Source organism: Vibrio gallaecicus (assembly GCF_024347495.1).
GTDB classification, from domain to species: Bacteria; Pseudomonadota; Gammaproteobacteria; order Enterobacterales; family Vibrionaceae; genus Vibrio; species Vibrio gallaecicus.
Map to the genome: position 1 here is coordinate 1,366,530 of NZ_AP025491.1, position 22,531 is coordinate 1,389,060.

Annotated in this window: 13 protein-coding genes, 4 tRNA genes and 3 rRNA genes; 7 read left to right on the forward strand and 13 right to left on the reverse strand. The window is 44.5% G+C overall.

The window, feature by feature from the left end:
- Positions 1-85: 85 nt before the first annotated feature.
- Positions 86-532: a L,D-transpeptidase family protein gene (locus tag OCU78_RS20955; RefSeq protein ID WP_240701747.1), complete on the reverse strand. Its 447-nt coding sequence runs from the start codon at positions 530-532 to the stop codon at positions 86-88.
- A 299-nt stretch (positions 533-831) separates the two neighbouring features.
- A complete protein-coding gene (locus tag OCU78_RS20960) occupies positions 832-1,311 on the reverse strand; it encodes a GNAT family N-acetyltransferase (protein ID WP_137373635.1) in 480 nt (159 codons plus the stop codon).
- Positions 1,312-1,531: 220 nt separating this feature from the next.
- Between OCU78_RS20960 and OCU78_RS20965 the strand changes: the two genes are divergently transcribed.
- The gene (locus OCU78_RS20965) at positions 1,532-2,515 is read left to right on the forward strand and encodes a Gfo/Idh/MocA family protein (protein ID WP_137373634.1); all 984 of its coding nucleotides are present in this window, start codon (positions 1,532-1,534) and stop codon (positions 2,513-2,515) included.
- Positions 2,516-2,630: 115 nt separating this feature from the next.
- Here the strand turns inward: OCU78_RS20965 and OCU78_RS20970 are convergent, their stop codons facing one another.
- The 4 genes from OCU78_RS20970 to ppsR form a co-directional block, all read right to left on the reverse strand.
- Positions 2,631-3,443, reverse strand: a complete 813-nt coding sequence (locus OCU78_RS20970; protein ID WP_137373633.1) for a crotonase/enoyl-CoA hydratase family protein — start codon at positions 3,441-3,443, stop codon at positions 2,631-2,633.
- Positions 3,444-3,629: 186 nt separating this feature from the next.
- Complete coding sequence (gene speB, locus OCU78_RS20975; RefSeq protein ID WP_137373632.1) at positions 3,630-4,559, reverse strand: agmatinase; 930 nt, start codon at positions 4,557-4,559, stop codon at positions 3,630-3,632.
- Entirely contained in the window at positions 4,560-6,470 is a 1,911-nt protein-coding gene (gene speA / locus OCU78_RS20980) for an arginine decarboxylase (protein ID WP_167494037.1), read from the reverse strand.
- 337 nt (positions 6,471-6,807) lie between these two features.
- The gene (gene ppsR / locus OCU78_RS20985; RefSeq protein WP_137373630.1) at positions 6,808-7,641 is read right to left on the reverse strand and encodes a posphoenolpyruvate synthetase regulatory kinase/phosphorylase PpsR; all 834 of its coding nucleotides are present in this window, start codon (positions 7,639-7,641) and stop codon (positions 6,808-6,810) included.
- Positions 7,642-7,810: 169 nt separating this feature from the next.
- Here ppsR and ppsA point away from each other — a divergent pair, with 169 nt between their 5' ends.
- The 6 genes from ppsA (at position 7,811) to OCU78_RS21015 (ending at position 16,226) form a co-directional block, all read left to right on the forward strand.
- Positions 7,811-10,183 (forward strand): phosphoenolpyruvate synthase, encoded by a 2,373-nt coding sequence (ppsA, locus tag OCU78_RS20990; RefSeq protein WP_137373629.1) that lies wholly within the window; start codon positions 7,811-7,813, stop codon positions 10,181-10,183.
- Between the two features lie 261 nt (positions 10,184-10,444).
- Positions 10,445-11,779 carry an MATE family efflux transporter gene (locus tag OCU78_RS20995; protein ID WP_137373628.1) on the forward strand — a complete coding sequence of 445 codons (1,335 nt, stop codon included), beginning with the start codon at positions 10,445-10,447 and terminating at the stop codon, positions 11,777-11,779.
- A 529-nt stretch (positions 11,780-12,308) separates the two neighbouring features.
- Complete coding sequence (locus OCU78_RS21000) at positions 12,309-12,974, forward strand: helix-turn-helix transcriptional regulator (RefSeq protein WP_180033712.1); 666 nt, start codon at positions 12,309-12,311, stop codon at positions 12,972-12,974.
- Positions 12,975-12,998: 24 nt separating this feature from the next.
- A complete protein-coding gene (locus OCU78_RS21005; protein WP_137373625.1) occupies positions 12,999-13,382 on the forward strand; it encodes a RidA family protein in 384 nt (127 codons plus the stop codon).
- 37 nt (positions 13,383-13,419) lie between these two features.
- A complete protein-coding gene (locus OCU78_RS21010; RefSeq protein ID WP_137373624.1) occupies positions 13,420-14,826 on the forward strand; it encodes a cation:dicarboxylate symporter family transporter in 1,407 nt (468 codons plus the stop codon).
- Positions 14,827-14,903: 77 nt separating this feature from the next.
- A complete protein-coding gene (locus OCU78_RS21015; RefSeq protein ID WP_137373623.1) occupies positions 14,904-16,226 on the forward strand; it encodes a CoA-disulfide reductase in 1,323 nt (440 codons plus the stop codon).
- 194 nt (positions 16,227-16,420) lie between these two features.
- Here the strand turns inward: OCU78_RS21015 and OCU78_RS21020 are convergent.
- The 7 genes from OCU78_RS21020 to OCU78_RS21050 form a co-directional block, all read right to left on the reverse strand.
- Positions 16,421-16,511: transfer RNA gene (locus tag OCU78_RS21020), tRNA-Ser, on the reverse strand.
- Positions 16,512-16,582: 71 nt separating this feature from the next.
- Positions 16,583-16,698, reverse strand: a 5S ribosomal RNA gene (gene rrf, locus OCU78_RS21025).
- A gap of 126 nt (positions 16,699-16,824) precedes the next feature.
- Positions 16,825-19,718: ribosomal RNA gene (locus OCU78_RS21030) — 23S ribosomal RNA — on the reverse strand.
- A gap of 368 nt (positions 19,719-20,086) precedes the next feature.
- A tRNA-Val gene (locus tag OCU78_RS21035) sits at positions 20,087-20,162 on the reverse strand.
- A gap of 71 nt (positions 20,163-20,233) precedes the next feature.
- A tRNA-Lys gene (locus OCU78_RS21040) sits at positions 20,234-20,309 on the reverse strand.
- Positions 20,310-20,311: 2 nt separating this feature from the next.
- A tRNA-Glu gene (locus OCU78_RS21045) sits at positions 20,312-20,387 on the reverse strand.
- Positions 20,388-20,508: 121 nt separating this feature from the next.
- Positions 20,509-22,063: ribosomal RNA gene (locus OCU78_RS21050) — 16S ribosomal RNA — on the reverse strand.
- The 16S, 23S and 5S rRNA genes sit together here with 4 tRNA genes alongside, the layout of an rRNA operon.
- Between the last annotated feature and the right edge of the window lie 468 nt (positions 22,064-22,531).

The following is a 22,531-nucleotide window of genomic DNA, read 5'->3' on the forward strand; positions in this document are numbered from 1 at the left end:
ATTCTAAAATTAAGCATGTTCATCAAAATCATTTATGCCTGCTCATATAGATCACACAATACTCAAGGAAAATTAGATCAATAGTTCACCATTCAATATATATAGGTGTCCCCATCTCAACAAGATTTATAAAATCATCTAACTGTTCATTTGTAATTGCAATACAGCCATTGGTCCAATCAAAACTCTGGATAAAAAGTGGCGAACGAGATTCACCGTTCTTTAAACCATGAATTTTTATATCACCGCCAGCTAACTCACCTCGCTTCTTTGCTTCTTGAGTGTCACTATAATTAGGGTAACTAATATGGACAGAACGATAGAAGCTTGAGTCTTCAGTGACATATTCTAAGATATACCGACCTTCAGGTGTCCGATTATCACCTTCAACTTGCTTATGCCCCTTAGGTTCATCCCCTAGTGCAATCCTATATTCACGGATGACTTCTTTACCACTCAACAGATACATACGTCTCTTTGATTTATCCACTAGAACCAAAGTGATCGTATTTTTTGTCGAGCCACCTTTCAGCGCTTGGTTGCTGTCTAAAGGGAGTGATTTGGCTAAAGGTTGCTTCTTAAACACTGTCTTCTTAAACACAGGCTTATTAACAGTTATCGGTTTGGGATGCTCATAATTAAGTGAAGATGGGTCCGGGATTTGGGATTCTGGAATATCTAATTGCGAGAAGATGTGTGAGGAAGTATTAGCTTTAGAATGAATTACTTTTGAAGACTGTGTTAGCCAGTCTTCAGATGCTTTATCTTTAGCAAAAGTATTTGCCGTTATCAGTAGTAAACATAACAAAGATAAAGCAAATTTAAATGGCATTAAGCCTCCAGATTCATCGACATGGTTCGTGACTGTGTTTCTAACCCAAGAGACTCATAGAAAGCTTGAGCCTGTTGGTTAAATTCCATCACCTCAAGTCGCATTTCAATGGCACCCTCTGATTGAGCCCATTCCTTAAACTTCAACATTAAGGCTTTACCAACCCCTTTATTTTGTATGGTGTCTCGCACCACAATAGTATTCACTCTGCCAATTTTATGAGGTTGGATAAAACTCACACCGCGATTTTGAGACACTTTGCCAACAACGAAGCCGACGACTTGGTTATCACTTACGGCAACGTAAAAAACACCTTGGCGATCAATCATTAAACTTAGCCAATATTCTTCGCTGTCAACGAGACACATACTCGGTGAAGCAAACACCATTGGTGCCCCTGCATGATGCTGACGATTAATTTGGTCAGACAGTTCAAGAATAGACCGAATATCCGCCACTTTCGCAATACGTATTTGCATAACAACCACTTACAATGAATTCTCAATTACCATAGCAAAATCTCCTGCAATGCCCAACCAACAAACCTACGCTTTATTCCGGTCACTTAAATTAATGAACTTAATGCCATTCTCTTTTATTTTAGAGTGTTAATATACTTTCTACATTAATCTTTGAGCCAAAAGATCGGCGCAAAGTCAGCGTGCTCTTCAATACAATACACAAATTAGGTAGCTCAACATGATTAGACTTGCCGTCATTGGTACCAACTGGATAACACAAAAATTTGTACAAGCCGCTTTAGGCACCATGAGCTTTCAACTCAGTGCGGTATATTCACGATCGCTCTCTAGTGCAAAAGATTTCGCAGATGAGTTTGTGACAGCTTCTGCCGACATTTGTCTATTTGATAATTTAGATGAGTTAGCCAAATCGGACAACGTAGATGCAGTGTATATCGCTTCTCCAAACTCTCTACATGCGGAGCAAGCGATGTTGATGATGGACAATGGTAAGCATGTCATTTGTGAAAAGCCAATCGCATCAAACCTCGAACAGGCGCTTCAAGCCGTCGAAAATGCCGAACGTAATCAAGTCGTATTTTTTGAAGCATATAAATCGGAGTTCCTACCTAACTTTAAACAAATCCAAGCAGGGGTATCTAAAATTGGTCGCCTGCACAAAGCACACCTTAGCTACTGCCAATACTCCTCTCGCTACCAAAAGTATTTGAATGGCGAAAACCCGAATACTTTTAACCCAAAGTTTTCTAATGGCTCTCTTATGGATATAGGCTTCTATTGTGTTTCCGCAGCAGTGGCTCTTTTTGGAAAGCCAACTAAAGTGCAAGCCTCAGGAGTATTGCTTAATTCAGGAGTAGATGGGCATGGTGACGCGATATTTTCATACCCAGAATTTAACGTAACCCTATCACACTCAAAAGTGTCTGATTCACACCAACCAAGTGAGATTCAAGGTGAGAATGGTTCTATCATCATTGATCACATAGCCGAATGCACTAAGGTCACGATTGAATATAGAGATGGTAGAACCGAAGAGTTAAGTGTCGAGCAAGCCGATAACTCTATGAGCTATGAAGCAGAAGAGTTTGCTCGCAGAATTAAGCAGAAAGACTTCACACGTGACAAGCGTGCCTTGATTGTTTCGGAAGTTACCACAGAAATGAGAAAGCAGATTGGTGTTCAATTCCCTGCCGATGCCTAGCTTAAGAACACACAGACTTTAGTTCGCATAGGTTTCAGTTCGCGAGAAGGAGCAGAAAAGGTTGTTGGAGCTCTTTGTTCAACAACCTTTATGTTTACATAAAATAGCTCACTCTTTACTTAAACTGCCTTGGTAAATAGTCTGGTTTATCTTCAGGGCGACGTTCTCTTTTCCCAGCAATGATTCGGTTTTTACCAATTCCAACCTTAATTTGATACCAGGTTTCTAAAAATAGCGCCAAACCGGGGCTTGTCCACCATGTTTTGTGATACAGCTTTTTGGTAGCAGCTAATACATCAGGAGATCGTTCAATACATTCTTGAGCGAGTTTATAAGCTTCAGCGTATGGATCTTCAGCTATTTTAGTCACTAGCCCATAATCTTTAGCTTGTTGGCTATCGATGACTTTGGCTGTCATCGACATTTCTAATGTGTGGTCTTGGCGCATTAATTCTCGAAACGCCAACGCGCCACCCATATCTGGAATCAATCCCCATTTGGCTTCCATAATGGAGAAGTTGGCATCTGGGCTAGCAATACGAAAATCCCCACCACTGGCAAGCTGTAAACCACCACCCCAGCACCTTCCATGAATCGCGAAGATCACAGGGCAAGGAATGTCTCGCCAGCCAACAGAAAAACGCTGGGCATCATTAGGTAAAGTAGGCCACCACTTAAATAATAATTTGAGTGCACCTGTCTTACTTGTCAGCAATGATTTTACGTCCAAGCCCGAGCAAAAATCGCTGCCATCACCTTTTACAATAACGGCGCGTACGTGCTTATTACGGCTTAACGATTTCGTGAGATGATTGACGGCTTGAAACATCGGCATATCAATCGCATTGAGTTTATCTGCTCGATTAAGGATCACGGTCGCGATTTGGTTATCATCAATGGTACAAGTCACACGAGGTTGCTCAGACATAGTCCTACTCTAATTAAGAAGTCGTACCAGTAACATATACAAAGATTTAACATTTAGAAAGGAAGCACTTTCAACGTAGAGATGAAGGTCAAAAAACAAACACTCTAGAAAAAAAAAGCCGACCCAATGGATCGGCTTCTGAATTTTGCGCGACGTTTTTAACCGTCACTTATCAATATTTAATCGTCACTTATCAATCTGACGACCCGATGCCCAAGCGTACATCAACTCAAGTGCCACCGTTGCGCCGGCTAAAGCGGTAAGATCGCTGTGATCATAAGGTGGCGAGACTTCGACCACATCCATGCCCACAATGTTCACACCCGCTAGACCACGTAGGATCTTAAGCACTTTGTCTGAATTCAAGCCACCGCATACTGGTGTTCCCGTACCCGGTGCAAATGCAGGATCTAGGCAATCAATATCGAACGTGACATACACGGGCTTGTCACCAATGATGTCACGAATACGAGCAACAATATCATCCGCACTCAGATCGTTTACTTCCATCGCATTGATGACATTGAAACCATGATCATGTTTGTCATACTCAGTGCGAATACCAATTTGCACTGAATGCTTAGGCGAGATAAGCCCTTCATTCGGCGCATGGTAAAACATAGTACCGTGATCATAATTACTGCCATTAGCATACGTATCGGTATGTGCATCGAAATGAATCAATGCCATTTCACCGTGATGCTTTGCGTAAGCACGTAAGATCGGCAATGTGATAAAGTGATCACCACCTAAAGCCAGCATGGTTTTGCCACTTTTTAGTATTTCATTGGTTGCCGCTTCTAAACGATAAGTGAAATCTTCAGCGTCACCACAATCAAAGACTAAATCACCAGCATCAATGACTTTAGCACGATCAAATACGTTGAAATCCCAAGGGAATTTATTACCTTCCCACGCTAAATTTACCGATGCACGGCGAATAGCATCAGGTCCCATTCGAGCACCGGGTCGACCTGACGTTGCCATGTCCAGCGGCACACCTAACACAACAAGATCCGCATCTGATGATATTGGATTCCGAAGATAAGGCTGGCGCATAAAACTCATCGAATTCGAGTAAAGCGAATAATCAGTTTTAGTGAACAAATCATTCATTTAGAAATCCTCTAAATAGGTGTAACCCGCTAGGCCACCTTCTAATTCTTGTAGTATTGTTTGCTGTTCTTTTACATCTACACGTTCCGCAACAAGCTCACGATAATTATCACGAATCTTATCTACATCAATGTGGACATAACGCATCATGTCTTCAACAGTATCGCCTTCGTCTACTCGCTCGATAACCGCTTCACCATTCTCATCAACAGTCACCACGGCACTGTGAGTGTCTCCAAATAGGTTATGCATATCACCAAGAATCTCTTGGTATGCACCCACTAAAAAGAAACCCATCAAGTACGGTTTATCTGCGTTCCAAGCTGGCACTGGCAGAGTCGTTTCAATACCCTGACCTTCCACGTATTGATCAATGGCGCCATCTGAATCACAAGTGATATCTAACATCACGGCACGACGATCTTCTACCTCTTCCAAACCAGACAATGGTAAAACAGGAAATACCTGATCAATACCCCATGCATCTGGTAGGGATTGGAACAAAGAAAAGTTCACGAAAAACTTATCAGCCAACCGCTCATTCAGCTCATCCAAAATTGGACGATGGAAACGATTTTTAGTGCTCATCTGGCGGCTGAGTTCAAAGTAAATTCTCAGCGCTAACTGCTCTGCCCATGCTCTTTGCTGTAGGTTCAAAACACCTGTAGCAAACTGAGAGTGCACTTCAGCCAAGTCACTTTGCGTGTCATTGTAAATTTCAATCAACGCACGAGCATCGCTGCCATCTTGAAGGTTTTTCCAGTTACGCCACATATTTTGTAATAGCGTTGGAGAATCTTCTTCTAAAGCATGGATGTCTTCAGGATGATAAGCTTCTGTCCCGATCACATTGGTGATCAGCACGGCATGGTGCGCCGTCAAAGAGCGCCCCGATTCCGAGATAATCACCGGTACAGGCTGCTGATATTGCAGGCAGACATCACCGACTGTACTCACAATATTACGAGCGTACTCAATCAAGCCATAGTTCATAGAGCTTGAAGACTGGCTACGTGTTCCATCGTAGTCGACCGCTAAACCGCCACCGATATCGAAGTATTTGATATCAGCCCCCATACCACGCAGTTCACAGTAAAAACGCGCTGATTCATTCACACCGTTTCGAATGTCACGAATATTCGCCATTTGTGAACCAAGATGGAAATGGACAAGCTGCATCGCTTCCAATTGGTCTTCTTGTTTTAGGCGTTCAATTACCGTAAGCACTTGCGATGCAGAAAGCCCAAACTTAGACTTTTCACCCCCGCTTGACTGCCATTTACCAGCGCCTTGAGAAGCTAAGCGAATACGAATGCCCAAACGTGGTTTTACACCTAGGCTCTGCGCTTCCTTAAGCACTAGATCAAGCTCTGAAAGCTTCTCTAGCACGATAAAAACTTTGTGCCCGAGCTTTTCACCGATTAATGCTAAGCGAACATATTCTCTGTCTTTGTAGCCATTACATACGATAACCGAACTCGCTTTTTGAGCCAGAGCAAGCACCGCTAAGAGTTCCGGTTTGCTGCCCGCTTCTAGACCAAGTTGCTTAGTTTCTAGCTGAGCTTGGCTTTCTAAAATCTCATCAACCACTTCTTTTTGCTGGTTCACTTTAATCGGATAAACCAACAAGTAATTATTCTGATATTGGTATTCTTCAATCGCTTGGTTAAACGCCTGACACACCCCATGCACACGTTGGTGCAGTATTTGAGGGAATCGAACCAGTACCGGCAGGTTTAGCTGCTTTTGTTCAAGCAGGGAAACGATATTACTGAGAGGAACCTGGTGCGCATTGTCACTACGAGGTGATACATAAACCTCACCTTGGTTATCGATACCATAGAAGCCTTGGCTCCAGTAATGAACGTTATAATCAGCGCGAACACGGTCTAGTTTAGAAATGTTTTCCACATCTAATCTCACATTTAGCAGGGAGAATAAAACATGAATCAGAAGGTCCTGAAATCATACCCGACACAGTGTTTTACACTTTCAAAAACTCTGTGGCGGGCACATTAACGGATAATTTGCAGATAGAATCCAACAAAACAATTTTGTCGTAACGACAAGCAATTTAAGTAATCAAGCCCCGCTTACGGTACAAGGTTACCGTCTGCCAAATTTGATAGAAAATTAATAAATTGAAGCCATTAATCTCAAATAAATTAAAAAATCGGAGTGTTAAAAATCAGAGCTCATAGTTAATTAGAGTTCTTATTGGATTAGAGGCATTAATGAGTAAAAAGCATCAAAGTAATCGCCTTCTTAAGCCTGTTCGCTCAAGGATTCGAGTTGAAATCTCTTCCACCGACAGTGAAGACGTATTGATATAAGGCACCGCTTCTCGGCGGAACATTGCTTCTACGGTTTGTAATTCATAGACACATTGCGAGTCACTCGCGTAGTCACTGCCCGCTAAACGGTTCTCACGGATCTCTGTCAGGCGCTCTGCATCTATGGTTAAACCAAACAATTTGTGCCTATAAATCTCAAACTCCGGTAATAACTTCAAACGCGCTAAATCATCATGAATGAATGGGTAATTCGCGACTCTCAAGCCAAACTGCATTGCCATATAGAGGCTAGTTGGTGTTTTACCACTGCGAGAGACGCCGAGCAAAATAATGTCGGCTTCTTCTAACCCTTTTAAGGTGATGCCATCATCATGGGCTAACGTATATTCAATAGCAGCAATCCTATCAAAATACTTATCAGAATCTTTATTCACGCTACGCGAGCGTTGCAATTTTGGCTTGGGTGCCATCTGAATATCGTCTTGTACTTTTTGCACAATGCTTTCCAGCACGTCATAACAATGTGCAGGAGCTGTCAGCAACTTGGTTTTAATGTCCGGAATAACGATAGAGAAAAACACCAAAGGCTCGATACCTGTAGTGCGATAGGAAATATCGATTTCTTTTAATAAGTCAGAAAGTTTGTCCTCACTTTCGACAAATGGAAAGGTTTTCTCATTTGCTTTAAATGGAAATTGACCTAGAACAACATGCCCTAAAGTCTCACATGTTATGGCCGTTCCATCAGAAACATAGAATACATCACGACTTTGAATATCAATTTGCATATTTTATTTAATTTTTAAAATTATTTTGAGTAGGATGAACACCATAATATCGATAATAAAACCCTGCTGACTATTACGTCCCCCACAGCTTTGAAAAATATCTTCGTTTTTTTTAGCTTTTGACGTAATCGTTTGCCTTTTAAATCCCTACAATGCTTGCGAGAAACAAATGCAAAATAATACTCTTTGGTTTAATGGTCTATCCATGGAAGATGTCGACAAAGTCGGCGGTAAGAATGCTTCACTTGGCGAAATGGTTTCTAACCTAGCCAACGCTGGCGTATCTGTACCTAATGGTTTTGCTACCACATCTTATGCGTTTAATAACTTTCTTGACTACAAAGGTCTTGATGAGCGTATCCACCAACTTCTTGATGAACTTGATGTTGAAGACGTTGACGCACTGCGTAAGACAGGTGCAACGATTCGACAATGGGTTCTAGACGCGCCATTCCCAGAATCACTAGAGCAAGATATCCGAGATAACTACCGCGAACTGATTGAAGGCAACGAAGAATTGTCTGTTGCGGTTCGTTCATCGGCAACGGCTGAAGACCTTCCAGATGCTTCTTTTGCAGGCCAGCAAGAAACCTTCCTTAACGTGAAAGGTATCGATGCGGTTATCGAAGCGACTAAACACGTGTTCGCTTCACTCTTTAACGACCGTGCTATTTCTTATCGAGTACACCAAGGCTTTGATCACCGAGGCATTTCATTGTCTGCGGGTATCCAGCGTATGGTTCGCTCAGACAAAGCCGCTTCAGGTGTTATGTTTACTCTTGATACTGAGTCAGGCTTCGACCAAGTGGTGTTCATCACCTCTTCTTGGGGCTTAGGTGAAATGGTCGTACAAGGGGCTGTGAACCCAGACGAGTTCTACGTTCACAAGCCAATGTTAGAAGCGGGGCATTACCCAGTCGTTAAAAAGACGTTTGGTTCTAAGTTGATCAAGATGATCTACTCAACCAATCAAGAGATCGGCAAGCAAGTTGATATCATCGACACCGATACTCAAGAACGTAACGAGTTCTCATTAAACGATGAAGAGATCAAAGAATTAGCAAAACAAGCGATGATCATCGAGAAGCACTACCAACGTCCGATGGACATTGAGTGGGCAAAAGATGGCATCGACGGTAAGCTTTACATCGTTCAAGCTCGTCCTGAGACAGTATGTTCTCAAAGTGACCAAAACGTCATTGAACGTTACGAGCTAAACAACAAAGCGGATGTCTTGGTTGAAGGTCGCGCTATCGGTCAACGTATCGGTTCTGGTCCTGTACGCTTGGTTGACTCGCTAGACCAAATGTCACTGGTTCAAGATGGTGACGTACTGGTAACCGACATGACAGACCCAGACTGGGAACCTGTGATGAAGAAAGCTTCTGCGATTGTCACTAACCGTGGTGGCCGTACTTGTCACGCAGCCATCATTGCTCGTGAACTCGGTATCCCTGCAATTGTGGGCTGTGGTACAGCAACAAGTAGCCTAAATGATGGCGACACCGTGACAGTGTCATGTTCAGAGGGTGAAACAGGCTACGTTTACAACGGCGAACTCGACTTTGAGATCAAACGTTCTGAGGTTGATGAGCTACCAATGCTGCCAACTAAAGTCATGATGAACGTTGGTAACCCAGACCGTGCCTTCGACTTTGCACAAATCCCGAATGAAGGTGTTGGTCTTGCTCGTCTGGAATTCATCATCAACAAGATGATCGGTATTCACCCTAAAGCTCTGCTGAACTTTGATGAACAAACGGAAGAGATCAAAGCGGAAATCAACGAACGTATTCGTGGCTACAAAGATCCAATCGATTTCTATGTAAGCAAGCTAACAGAAGGCATCGCGACTATCGCTTCCGCGTTCTGGCCTAAGCGAGTAATCGTGCGTATGTCTGACTTTAAGTCGAACGAATACAGCAACCTTGTTGGCGGTAAAACATTTGAACCACATGAAGAGAACCCAATGCTGGGCTTCCGTGGTGCATCTCGCTACATCTCCCCGGTATTTGAAGACTGTTTTGAGCTTGAAACTCAAGCGCTAAAACGCGTTCGTAACGAGATGGGACTGAAAAACGTTGAAATCATGATTCCATTCGTTCGTACTCCAAGCGAAGCGGCATCTGTTATCGACATTCTGGCTAAGTTCGACCTGCGTCGTGGCGACCAGGGTCTGAAAGTCATCATGATGTGTGAGCTACCATCAAATGCAATTTTAGCGGATGAGTTCTTGAAATACTTCGATGGCTTCTCTATCGGTTCAAACGACATGACTCAACTGACTCTTGGCTTAGACCGTGATTCAGGCGATGTTGCGCACCTATTTGACGAGCGTAACCCTGCGGTTAAAGCGATGCTCAAAATGGCTATCGATGCCGCGGCTAAGGCAGGTAAATACGTGGGTATTTGTGGCCAAGGTCCATCTGACCATGACGACCTAGCCGAGTGGTTGATGGAGCAAGGCATCAGCTCTGTTTCACTAAACCCAGATACGGTTATCGACACATGGTTGAAACTGGGTACTGTTGCCAGTAAATAACGCTTCACGCGATACCTAAACCACAAAAGCCAGTCACGATGACTGGCTTTTTTAATGACGCTTCATCCATACAAAATATTATTGGTTTTCCTTTAACTACTACGTCATCAGATCAACATTAGCCGCAACCTAGTTAGGTCTAAAAGATAGAACTAGTAACTATTATTGGTATCAAGCTAACCTTACGTTATCCTTGTCGCCAATCAACACTGAGTGATTCATCACAGTGATGTACCTATCTTCAATACTAATAAGAATGTTATGACTTCTATTACCGCAACTCCTGTACCTTCTCTCGGTCGACAGCTATTTACTATGACATGGCCAATGCTCTTTGGGGTGCTTTCCCTCATGAGCTTTCAACTTGTCGACAGTGCCTTCATTGGTCAATTAGGCGTGCTACCTCTCGCTGTTCAAGGTTTTACGTTACCTATACAGATGATCATCATTGGAATTCAAGTTGGTTTAGGAATCGCAACTACTGCTGTCATTGCTAGAGCCATTGGAGCAAACGAAACACGTTACGCTAAGCAGCTTGGTGGATTAGTCATCGTGATGGGAAGCGTGAGCGTTGCAGTTTTCTCTGTGATCATTTACCTGCTTCGTAACCCTATTTTTCAGCTATTAGATGCACCAGATACTGTATTACCAATAATTGATTCTTACTGGATATACTGGCTGGTGAGCTCTTGGATAGGTGCACTGCTGTATTTCTTTTACAGTGTTTGTCGTGCTAATGGTAATACGATGTTGCCAGGCACAATGATGATCGCAACCAGTGTCATTAACCTTATCCTAGACCCCATTTTTATTTTTACGCTCGATCTGGGTATTAACGGTGCTGCAATTGCAACGATCTTGGCCTTTGGTACTGGTATTTTGATTGTCGCGCCAAAAGTAACAAAGAAGCATTGGATGACGTTTGACTGGCACGATCTCAACATTGGTAAAAGTGTTCAATCAATCGGTCATATCATGGGACCGGCGATGATCAGCCAGTTACTTCCACCAGTATCTTCTATGTTCGCAACAAAACTGTTGGCAGGTTATGGCGCGACAGCCGTTGCAGCTTGGGCACTAGGTTCACGGTTCGAATTCTTTTCAATTGTCGCTGTACTCGCGCTTACTATGTCTATGCCTCCAATGATTGGTCGCATGTTAGGCGAAAAGAAACTGGATGACATTCGTAAGCTAGTTAAGATTGCAGTCATGTTCGTATTAGGGTTTCAAATCACCATTGCGCTAGTCACTTTACTGTTCTCAAGCGGGCTAGCTAGCCTGATGACCAGCGAAGCAGAAGTGTCTACAATTTTAAACTATCACCTACTCATCGTGCCTATCAGCTTAGGTCCTTTAGGCATATGTATGTTGATGGTTTCAGTCTCAAATGCACTAGGTAAATCTTACACTGCACTTACGATCTCAGCATTGCGCTTATTCGCCTTCTTCTTACCATGTTTATGGTTAGGTTCTCAGCTTGCTGGAATAGAGGGTCTGTTCTGGGGAGCCATGGTAGGCAACGTTCTAGCAGGGATATGTGCATGGTTCATGTATCAGCGAGTGATTCAGAAGATAGAGGCTCACTTGACCAATTAGCTACTAACTACTAACTACTAACTACTAACTACTAACTATTGGCTAATAGTTAGTCACATCAACGATTCGTCTCGTCGGTCTAAAAAGCAGCTCATTTGAGGGCTGCTTTTTTTGTTCTACCCTATATTTATCTGACTCTCCATATTATTCATAGTGATCTGGAAATCTCCACGACTTGGCATCATCTCACCTCAATATTCCCAATCGACGCTTTTCTTTTCCCAAGGTATCGAAAATTACCGCACATTATTTTTATGACGTTTAGAAATTGTTCTAGATCATCAAAACCTCCAAAAACAAAAGCTTTGACTTTAATTATGTAAACCTTGATGGAGTTTAAGAAATTAAACTCACATCTCTGGTTTTTGGTGATCACGCTCAAATAATAGTCGTCATTTACGCCATAAATACCTTTATGGAAGATGTTTTAATCAAATTATAGTGGTTTAAAGAAGTTTACTGCACCTTGCTGAAATACCACTAAAGGAGTAGGTTTTAATCATTGAGTTCAAAAATGTAAACCGAAATCATGAATGTAAAACAAGTTCGATTCACAGATGAAGACAGAGAGTGCTTAAGCAATTACTTCCGCTTAGCAGAGACTATTGCTGATTTGATTGGTCCCTACTGCGAAGTGGTCATTCATTCATTTGAAAGCCTAGAAAACTCGGTCGTAAAGATCGTCAATGGTCACCACACGGGTCGTGAAATCGGCTCACCTATCACCGATTTAGGTTTACGCATGTGGAGTACATTCGAGAAAACTGGCGAAGTTTCTCCAAAGAGTTATTTCACTAATGCAGCAGACGGCTCCCTACTAAAATCGACGACCTGTGTGCTAGCTGGTCCACAGAAAAAGCCTATCGGCATGCTGTGTATAAACATGAACTTATCTTTCCCATTTCCAGAAATCGTCAAAACGCTGATGCCTCAGTGTAATGTGCCGCAAACCATTGTCAGCGAAACATTCAGCAACAATGCAAACGACGTGATTCAACAAGCATTGCATTCAGCCATTAAAGAAGTTGATCAAGATGAATCAGTTTCTTCCAAAGGTCGTAATAAAGCCATTATTCGCTGTTTATTTGATAACGGAGTATTTGAGCTAAAAGAGACGACAACACAAGTTTCAGAGCAACTTGGGATCAGCCGACAGGCCGTTTACAAGTTTATCCGTGAATTTAAATCAGAATAAAACCAATAATTTAGGAGTTACATCGTGAAACAGATCATTGCCACTGAACAAGCACCTGCAGCTATCGGCCCTTATTCACAAGGTACGTCTTATGGCGACATGGTTTATACATCAGGTCAATTACCTCTAGTCCCAGAAACCATGCAGTTTGTTGAGGGCGGAATTAAAGAGCAAGCTCGTCAATCTCTTGAAAATTTGAAGGCTGTTTTAGAAGCAAGCGGGGCTGGCTTAGACACAGTATTGAAGACTACCTGCTTCTTATCAGACATGGAGAACTTCGTTGCCTTTAACGAAGTGTATACCGAGGTGTTTGGGGTAGAGAACGCACCTGCACGTTCTTGTGTTGAAGCAGCAAGATTACCAAAAGACGCACTGGTTGAAGTTGAAGCCATCGCATACAGAAAATAACCGACTTAGGTATTAATGGGTATCATAGGAGATTCTCATGAGTGTTTCATTTATCGCATTAAGCGTACTGTTCTTTGGGTTCTACGCACTGCTATCGAACTTCAAAAAGCAAAAGAAAAGTTTTAACTTCCGCGTACTCAGTGCACTTGCTGCTGGCTTGTTGTTCGGTGGCGCAATTCAACTTGTTTTCGGTGTCGGCAACGTTGCGACATCTGGCTTTGCTGAACTAATTTCAGTGTTCGGTAAAGGTTACATCAAACTTCTACAAATGATCGTTATCCCACTTGTATTCGTAGCGATGATCTCTTCGATCATGAACGTTGAAGGCGGTGGCGCGTTATCTCGAATCGCACCAAAGATCATCGGTATTCTACTTTTCACTTGTGCAATCTCAGCGGCAGTTGGTATCGCAAGTATTTACCTATTTGGTATCGATGCAAATGCGCTAGTAAGCACTATCGGCACAAACAGTGCGATTGAAGCTCGCGGTGACTCACTGGTAGCAACACAAGATGCAATGGCGAGTAGTGGTCTGTCAGGTATGGCTCTGTCTATCATTCCAACCAACATCTTCGACATGCTAACGGGCTCTCAACGTACTTCTACGCTATCAACTGTACTGTTCGGTATGTTCCTTGGTTACTGTATCCTTCAAGTGAAGAATCGTAAGCCTGAAAAAGTGCAAAACTTCGTTGATTTCATCAACTCTGCAAAAGAAGTGGTACTTTCAATGGTTCGTGAAATTCTGAAGCTAACGCCTTACGGTGTATTCGCTCTGATGACCACGTTCATGATGACGAACGACCTGTTCGCACTGGCTGAAATGGGCCGCTTCCTTCTAGCAAGCTATGTAGCAATCGGCGTTATGTTCGGCATCCACTTCGTCATGGTATCAATGTTCGGTCTTTCTCCGGCTAAGTTCATGAAGAAAATCTGGCCAGTATTAGTATTCGGTTTCGGCTCTCGCTCAAGCATGGCAGCTATCCCGCTAAACGTTGAAACACAAACTCAACGCCTAGGCGTTGATGAAGAAACAGCAAACATGTCAGCGACATTTGGTACCAGTATCGGTCAAAACGGTTGTGCGGGTATCTACCCAGCAATGCTCGCTATCATGGCAGCACAAGTAATGGGTATGCCTGTTGATTTAAGCTTCATCCTACAACTAATTGCTGTTATCGCGATTGCTTCATTCGGTATCGCAGGTGTCGGTGGCGGTGCAACATTCGCAGCAGTAGCGGTACTGACCATCATGGGTCTAGATATCACAGTGGTTGCGATTCTAGTATCTATCGAAGCGCTAATTGACATGGCTCGCACAGCACTAAACATCTCTGGTTCTATGCTATCAGGTGTTCTAACGGCGAAGAAAAACGGCTCACTGAATACTGAGCAATACGACGCTGATGTTACAGCGACAGTTTCAAAAGAAGCAACAGTATAATTCCCAAACTTAATTAAGAGCACTCCACTTGAGTGCTCTTCTGTTTTTCCTGAGTTCAGGTTATTTAGGTAGTAAATATGAAAGTTGTTGTTATAGGTGGTAGCGCCGCCGGTATGAGTTTCGCAGCAAAATACAAACGTAATCAGCCATCAGACGAAGTCATCGTTTTAGATAAGCGTAGCTACATCTCTTTCGGAGCATGTGGTTTACCTTATTTTGCAGGCGGCATGTTTGATGACACAGAAAGAATGATCTCACGTACACCAGAACAAGCCATCAAATCAGGCTTAGATGTGCGTGTAGAAACAGAAATGGTATCGTTCGACCGTATTGAAAAACAAATTACGGTGCGTAGCCAAGGTGAAGAAAGCACTATTGATTACGATATGCTGGTGATTGCGACAGGCGCACGCCCGATCGTACCATCATTCGGTGAGTTCAATCCAAAACACGTATACACTCTAACGAGCATGGAAGATGGCTTAGCAGTCAAGGAAGCGCTTAAAGATGATAACAAACAGCGTGTGTGTGTCATTGGCGCTGGATTTATAGGCTTGGAAGTATTTGACGCAGCGCATGGCTTAGATAAACACGTGACGATTATCGAGCGTGAACAGCACATCATGAGCCGCCAATTTAGCCCTGAAATTATTGAAGTTGTCGAAGATGCGATTCGTGAATCAGGTGCAGAACTCAAGACAAGTTGCAGTGTGTCTGCGATTCGCGATGCAGAACAAGGTGGTTACATAGTAGAAACCGATAACGGTAATATAGAAGCCGATGTCGTGATCCTGTCACTCGGTTTTAAACCTAACACCGAAGTATTTGAACTACCAAAAGCAGCAAATGGCGCGTTGTTAGTGAATGAATATGGTGCGACTGAGGACGCGTATATTCATGCCGTCGGCGACTGTGCAGTTGTCCATCATATGGCACTAGGCAAACCCGTATATGTTCCTTTAGCGACCACTGCCAACAAACAAGCTCGCATGATGGCAGACAAGTTAGCAGGCAAAGACACTTACATGTCAGGCTTCTTAGGCTCGTCTTGTTTGAAGGTATTGGATTACGAGCTAGCTTGTACAGGCGTATCTGAACTTCTGGCGAAAGAACACAACTTAGATGTGAAAGTATCAACCATTTCAGATAAGAACCAAACAGATTACTACCCAGGTCAAGAAGACATCAAGGTGAAGTTGGTTTATCACCCAGAGACTCACGTCCTGCTCGGTGGTGAGATCGTAGGTAAAAAAGGAGCCGTGGGTCGTATTAATGCACTAGCTGTTGCTATCACCGCTAATATGACGACTCAACAACTAGGCTACATGGACTTCTGCTACGCTCCGCCATTTGCACGAACTTGGGATGCTCTAAACGTCGCTGGCAACGTCGCTAAATAAACAAGCTGAGTATACAAGTTCCAAGTAATGTTCAATTAAACACCAAAGCAGAGCTATTACGCTCTGCTTTTTCATACCTAAAGCACTATGTTTCAGTTCACCGATTAGCCTTCTATTTCAAAGCTTTTGAAGTTTCTGCAATCAAATTCAAGACAAAAAAAAGCCCGCTGATTTCTCAGCGGGCTTTTTAATGGTGGTGGAGGGATAGGGATTTGAACCCTAGAACCGCTATTAACGGTTGCCGGTTTTCAAGACCGGTGCTTTCGACCACTCAGCCATCCCTCCAACAAATTGTCATCAACAGATTAGTGCACTGTAGATGTTGTTACATGTATACACAGGTAACGATATTTAAAGCCTGGCGATGTCCTACTCTCACATGGGGAAGCCCCACACTACCATCGGCGCTATTGTGTTTCACTTCTGAGTTCGGCATGGGATCAGGTGGGTCCACAATGCTATGGTCGCCAAGCAAATTTTGCTTTTACTTCCAGTTTAAAAACTGAAGGCAAAATAATCTGGAAAGCTGTTTTTGTTCTCTTCAAACTCATTCAAGGTCTGGTATTTCTATGAGTCCACAAAACCCCTTGGGTGTTGTATGGTTAAGCCTCACGGGCAATTAGTACAGGTTAGCTCAATGCCTCGCAGCACTTACACACCCTGCCTATCAACGTCGTAGTCTACGACAACCCTTAAGGACGCTTAAAGCGTCAGGGAAAACTCATCTCAAGGCTCGCTTCGCGCTTAGATGCTTTCAGCGCTTATCGATTCCGAACTTAGCTACCGGGCAATGCCATTGGCATGACAACCCGAACACCAGAGGTTCGTCCACTCCGGTCCTCTCGTACTAGGAGCAGCCCCTTTCAATTTTCCAACGCCCACGGCAGATAGGGACCGAACTGTCTCACGACGTTCTAAACCCAGCTCGCGTACCACTTTAAATGGCGAACAGCCATACCCTTGGGACCGACTTCAGCCCCAGGATGTGATGAGCCGACATCGAGGTGCCAAACACCGCCGTCGATATGAACTCTTGGGCGGTATCAGCCTGTTATCCCCGGAGTACCTTTTATCCGTTGAGCGATGGCCCTTCCATTCAGAACCACCGGATCACTATGACCTGCTTTCGCACCTGCTCGAATTGTCATTCTCGCAGTCAAGCGGGCTTATGCCATTGCACTAACCACACGATGTCCAACCGTGTTTAGCCCACCTTCGTGCTCCTCCGTTACTCTTTGGGAGGAGACCGCCCCAGTCAAACTACCCACCAGGCACTGTCCGTAATCCCGATTCAGGGACCGACGTTAGAACATCAAGCATACAAGGGTGGTATTTCAAGGACGACTCCATCACATCTAGCGACGCAATTTCATAGTCTCCCACCTATCCTACACATGTAGGGTCAATGTTCAGTGCCAAGCTGTAGTAAAGGTTCACGGGGTCTTTCCGTCTAGCCGCGGGTACACTGCATCTTCACAGCGATTTCAATTTCACTGAGTCTCGGGTGGAGACAGCGTGGCCATCATTACGCCATTCGTGCAGGTCGGAACTTACCCGACAAGGAATTTCGCTACCTTAGGACCGTTATAGTTACGGCCGCCGTTTACCGGGGCTTCGATCAAGAGCTTCGACCGAAGTCTAACCCCATCAATTAACCTTCCGGCACCGGGCAGGCGTCACACCGTATACGTCATCTTACGATTTTGCACAGTGCTGTGTTTTTAATAAACAGTTGCAGCCACCTGGTATCTGCGACTCTCGTCTGCTCCATCCGCAAGGGACTTCACTGATAAGAGCGTACCTTCTCCCGAAGTTACGGTACCATTTTGCCTAGTTCCTTCACCCGAGTTCTCTCAAGCGCCTTGGTATTCTCTACCCGACCACCTGTGTCGGTTTGGGGTACGATTTCTTATAATCTGAAGCTTAGAGGCTTTTCCTGGAAGTATGGCATCAATGACTTCACTACCGTAGTAGCTCGACATCGTATCTCAGCGTTAATGAAAGTCCGGATTTACCTAAACTTTCCGCCTACGTACTTGGACCTGGACAACCGTCGCCAGGCTCACCTAGCCTTCTCCGTCCCCCCATCGCAATTATAAGAAGTACAGGAATATTAACCTGTTTCCCATCGACTACGCCTTTCGGCCTCGCCTTAGGAGTCGACTTACCCTGCCCCGATTAACGTTGGACAGGAACCCTTGGTCTTCCGGCGAGGGAGTTTTTCACTCCCTTTATCGTTACTCATGTCAGCATTCGCACTTCTGATACCTCCAGCAGCCCTTACAGACCACCTTCAACGGCTTACAGAACGCTCCCCTACCCCACATACCCTAAGGTACGTAGCCGCAGCTTCGGTGTATAGCTTAGCCCCGTTACATCTTCCGCGCAGGCCGACTCGACCAGTGAGCTATTACGCTTTCTTTAAATGATGGCTGCTTCTAAGCCAACATCCTGGCTGTCTGAGCCTTCCCACATCGTTTCCCACTTAGCTATACTTTGGGACCTTAGCTGGCGGTCTGGGTTGTTTCCCTCTCCACGACGGACGTTAGCACCCGCCGTGTGTCTCCCGGATAGTACTTACTGGTATTCGGAGTTTGCAAAGGGTTGGTAAGTCGGGATGACCCCCTAGCCTTAACAGTGCTCTACCCCCAGTAGTATTCGTCCGAGGCGCTACCTAAATAGCTTTCGGGGAGAACCAGCTATCTCCAGGTTTGATTGGCCTTTCACCCCTAGCCACAAGTCATCCGCTAATTTTTCAACATTAGTCGGTTCGGTCCTCCAGTTGATGTTACTCAACCTTCAACCTGCCCATGGCTAGATCACCTGGTTTCGGGTCTAATCCTAGCAACTGTACGCCCAGTTAAGACTCGGTTTCCCTACGGCTCCCCTAAACGGTTAACCTTGCTACTAAAATTAAGTCGCTGACCCATTATACAAAAGGTACGCAGTCACACCACGAAGGTGCTCCTACTGCTTGTACGTACACGGTTTCAGGTTCTATTTCACTCCCCTCACAGGGGTTCTTTTCGCCTTTCCCTCACGGTACTGGTTCACTATCGGTCAGTCAGTAGTATTTAGCCTTGGAGGATGGTCCCCCCATATTCAGACAGGATATCACGTGTCCCGCCCTACTCGATTTCACTGATTATGATGCGTCGGTTACGGGGCTATCACCCTTTGTTGCGACACTTTCCAGAGTCTTCACCTGCATCATTAAAAGCTTAAGGGCTAATCCAATTTCGCTCGCCGCTACTTTCGGAATCTCGGTTGATTTCTCTTCCTCGGGGTACTTAGATGTTTCAGTTCCCCCGGTTTGCCTCCTGTTGCTATGTATTCACAACAGGATACTTACTTATGTAAGTGGGTTTCCCCATTCAGGAATCCCAGACTCAAAAGGTTATTACTACCTAATCTGGGCTTATCGCAAGTTATTACGCCTTTCATCGCCTCTGACTGCCAAGGCATCCACCGTGTACGCTTAGTCACTTAACCATACAACCCGAAAGGGTCTTGTGTATGGCAACTAACCAAGGTTTTTGGTTGTCATCAAGAAGGGTTAATTCTTGATAACTGTTTGCCGGACTCAATTGTGAATCAAACTAAAGTTTGATTCGAATACAAGACACTTGAATGTGTTTGTTGTGTTTATCTAGTTAAAGATAAACATTGAGAACTTTTAAATTTGATTGAATTACTCGTAAGTAATCAATCAGTCAGCTTTCCAAATTGTTAAAGAGCATGAGACTTTAAGAACCAGTGTTCTAAAATTCACATTTTCTAAAGACTCTCAGAGTCAAACATACCAACCAGCGACAAATGAAGTGGTTTGGATATGAATATAACCAAGAATATTTAGAGAATGGTGGGCGATACCGGGCTCGAACCAGTGACCCCCTGCTTGTAAGGCAGGTGCTCTCCCAACTGAGCTAATCGCCCACGATAGTTTCTTTTGTCTTCACTTTTAATAAAAGTGAAAATAAAAGCCATCCTTTTACGCGGAGAAAGAATGGTGGGTCGTGCAGGATTCGAACCTGCGACCAATTGATTAAAAGTCAACTGCTCTACCAACTGAGCTAACGACCCAATGGTATCCCGTAGGGGAGTCGAACCCCTGTTACCGCCGTGAAAGGGCGGTGTCCTAGGCCTCTAGACGAACGGGACACTGCTGGTTTACCTCTATTTAAAAATAGAAATAAATGGTGAAGAACTTGGGAGTTCTTCGTCTCTTTTACTTTCTAAACCTAATCAATCTGTGTGGGTACTCATCAACGATATCTTCGTATAAGGAGGTGATCCAGCCCCAGGTTCCCCTAGGGCTACCTTGTTACGACTTCACCCCAGTCATGAACCACAAAGTGGTGAGCGTCCTCCCCGAAAGGTTAAACTACCCACTTCTTTTGCAGCCCACTCCCATGGTGTGACGGGCGGTGTGTACAAGGCCCGGGAACGTATTCACCGTGACATTCTGATTCACGATTACTAGCGATTCCGACTTCATGGAGTCGAGTTGCAGACTCCAATCCGGACTACGACGCACTTTTTGGGATTCGCTCACTATCGCTAGCTTGCTGCCCTCTGTATGCGCCATTGTAGCACGTGTGTAGCCCTACTCGTAAGGGCCATGATGACTTGACGTCGTCCCCACCTTCCTCCGGTTTATCACCGGCAGTCTCCCTGGAGTTCCCGACATTACTCGCTGGCAAACAAGGATAAGGGTTGCGCTCGTTGCGGGACTTAACCCAACATTTCACAACACGAGCTGACGACAGCCATGCAGCACCTGTCTCAGAGCTCCCGAAGGCACACCTGCGTCTCCGCTGGCTTCTCTGGATGTCAAGAGTAGGTAAGGTTCTTCGCGTTGCATCGAATTAAACCACATGCTCCACCGCTTGTGCGGGCCCCCGTCAATTCATTTGAGTTTTAATCTTGCGACCGTACTCCCCAGGCGGTCTACTTAACGCGTTAGCTCCGAAAGCCACGGCTCAAGGCCACAACCTCCAAGTAGACATCGTTTACGGCGTGGACTACCAGGGTATCTAATCCTGTTTGCTCCCCACGCTTTCGCATCTGAGTGTCAGTATCTGTCCAGGGGGCCGCCTTCGCCACTGGTATTCCTTCAGATCTCTACGCATTTCACCGCTACACCTGAAATTCTACCCCCCTCTACAGTACTCTAGTTCACCAGTTTCAAATGCAGTTCCGAGGTTGAGCCCCGGGCTTTCACATCTGACTTAATGAACCACCTGCATGCGCTTTACGCCCAGTAATTCCGATTAACGCTCGCACCCTCCGTATTACCGCGGCTGCTGGCACGGAGTTAGCCGGTGCTTCTTCTGTTGCTAACGTCAAGAGATAAGCGTATTAAGCTTACCCCCTTCCTCACAACTGAAAGTACTTTACAACCCGAAGGCCTTCTTCATACACGCGGCATGGCTGCATCAGGCTTTCGCCCATTGTGCAATATTCCCCACTGCTGCCTCCCGTAGGAGTCTGGACCGTGTCTCAGTTCCAGTGTGGCTGATCATCCTCTCAGACCAGCTAGGGATCGTCGCCTTGGTGAGCCATTACCTCACCAACTAGCTAATCCCACCTAGGCGTATCCGGTAGCACAAGGCCCGAAGGTCCCCTGCTTTGCTCCATAGAGATTATGCGGTATTAGCCATCGTTTCCAATGGTTATCCCCCTCTACCGGGCAACTTCCTAGGCATTACTCACCCGTCCGCCGCTCGACGCCCAACAAATCATCCGAAGAGTCAATGTTGTCGTTTCCGCTCGACTTGCATGTGTTAGGCCTGCCGCCAGCGTTCAATCTGAGCCATGATCAAACTCTTCAATTTAAGATTTTGTCGGCTCAATGAATACTGACTTCAAAACTAATATTCGCCACTCTTTCGAAAAAGAATAGGAACATGTAATTCTAAAGTTATTACCCCTCTCTTCTTAAATAAATAGGAACAGAATGGTAATGAATTGACTGTGCCAAATAACCACTCTCTATAAAGAGAACAACTATTCGTATTGGTCACTCAGTTCATTGAAACCAAATTGATTTCCGAGGAAATCTTGCTTTGCTAATGCAAAACAAATTTTGATATTCATCAACGAGTGCCCACACAGATTGATAGGTTTAAATTGTTAAAGAGCTTTGCTTATTTAACACTTCCTTTTAACAAGAAGCCTCTCAAAGCGGACGTGAATTCTAGCGATTTAACTTAAAGTGTCAAACACTTTTTTAAATTTAATTTTTTAGAATTTTCGTCTTGCTGATTTTCGCTGAAGCCTTATGGCGTCTGCCGTGTCAGTGA

Excerpts from the sequence above, each read along its gene's own strand:
- OCU78_RS20965 (WP_137373634.1), top strand. The coding sequence starts at position 1,532 with ATGATTAGACTTGCCGTCATTGGTACCAACTGGATAACACAAAAATTT.
- speB (WP_137373632.1), bottom strand. The coding sequence starts at position 4,559 with ATGAATGATTTGTTCACTAAAACTGATTATTCGCTTTACTCGAATTCG.
- ppsR (WP_137373630.1), bottom strand. The coding sequence starts at position 7,641 with ATGCAAATTGATATTCAAAGTCGTGATGTATTCTATGTTTCTGATGGA.
- OCU78_RS21000 (WP_180033712.1), top strand. The coding sequence starts at position 12,309 with ATGAATGTAAAACAAGTTCGATTCACAGATGAAGACAGAGAGTGCTTA.
- OCU78_RS20970 (WP_137373633.1), bottom strand. The coding sequence starts at position 3,443 with ATGTCTGAGCAACCTCGTGTGACTTGTACCATTGATGATAACCAAATC.
- OCU78_RS20960 (WP_137373635.1), bottom strand. The coding sequence starts at position 1,311 with ATGCAAATACGTATTGCGAAAGTGGCGGATATTCGGTCTATTCTTGAA.
- OCU78_RS20995 (WP_137373628.1), top strand. The coding sequence starts at position 10,445 with ATGACTTCTATTACCGCAACTCCTGTACCTTCTCTCGGTCGACAGCTA.
- OCU78_RS21015 (WP_137373623.1), top strand. The coding sequence starts at position 14,904 with ATGAAAGTTGTTGTTATAGGTGGTAGCGCCGCCGGTATGAGTTTCGCA.
- OCU78_RS21010 (WP_137373624.1), top strand. The coding sequence starts at position 13,420 with ATGAGTGTTTCATTTATCGCATTAAGCGTACTGTTCTTTGGGTTCTAC.
- ppsA (WP_137373629.1), top strand. The coding sequence starts at position 7,811 with ATGCAAAATAATACTCTTTGGTTTAATGGTCTATCCATGGAAGATGTC.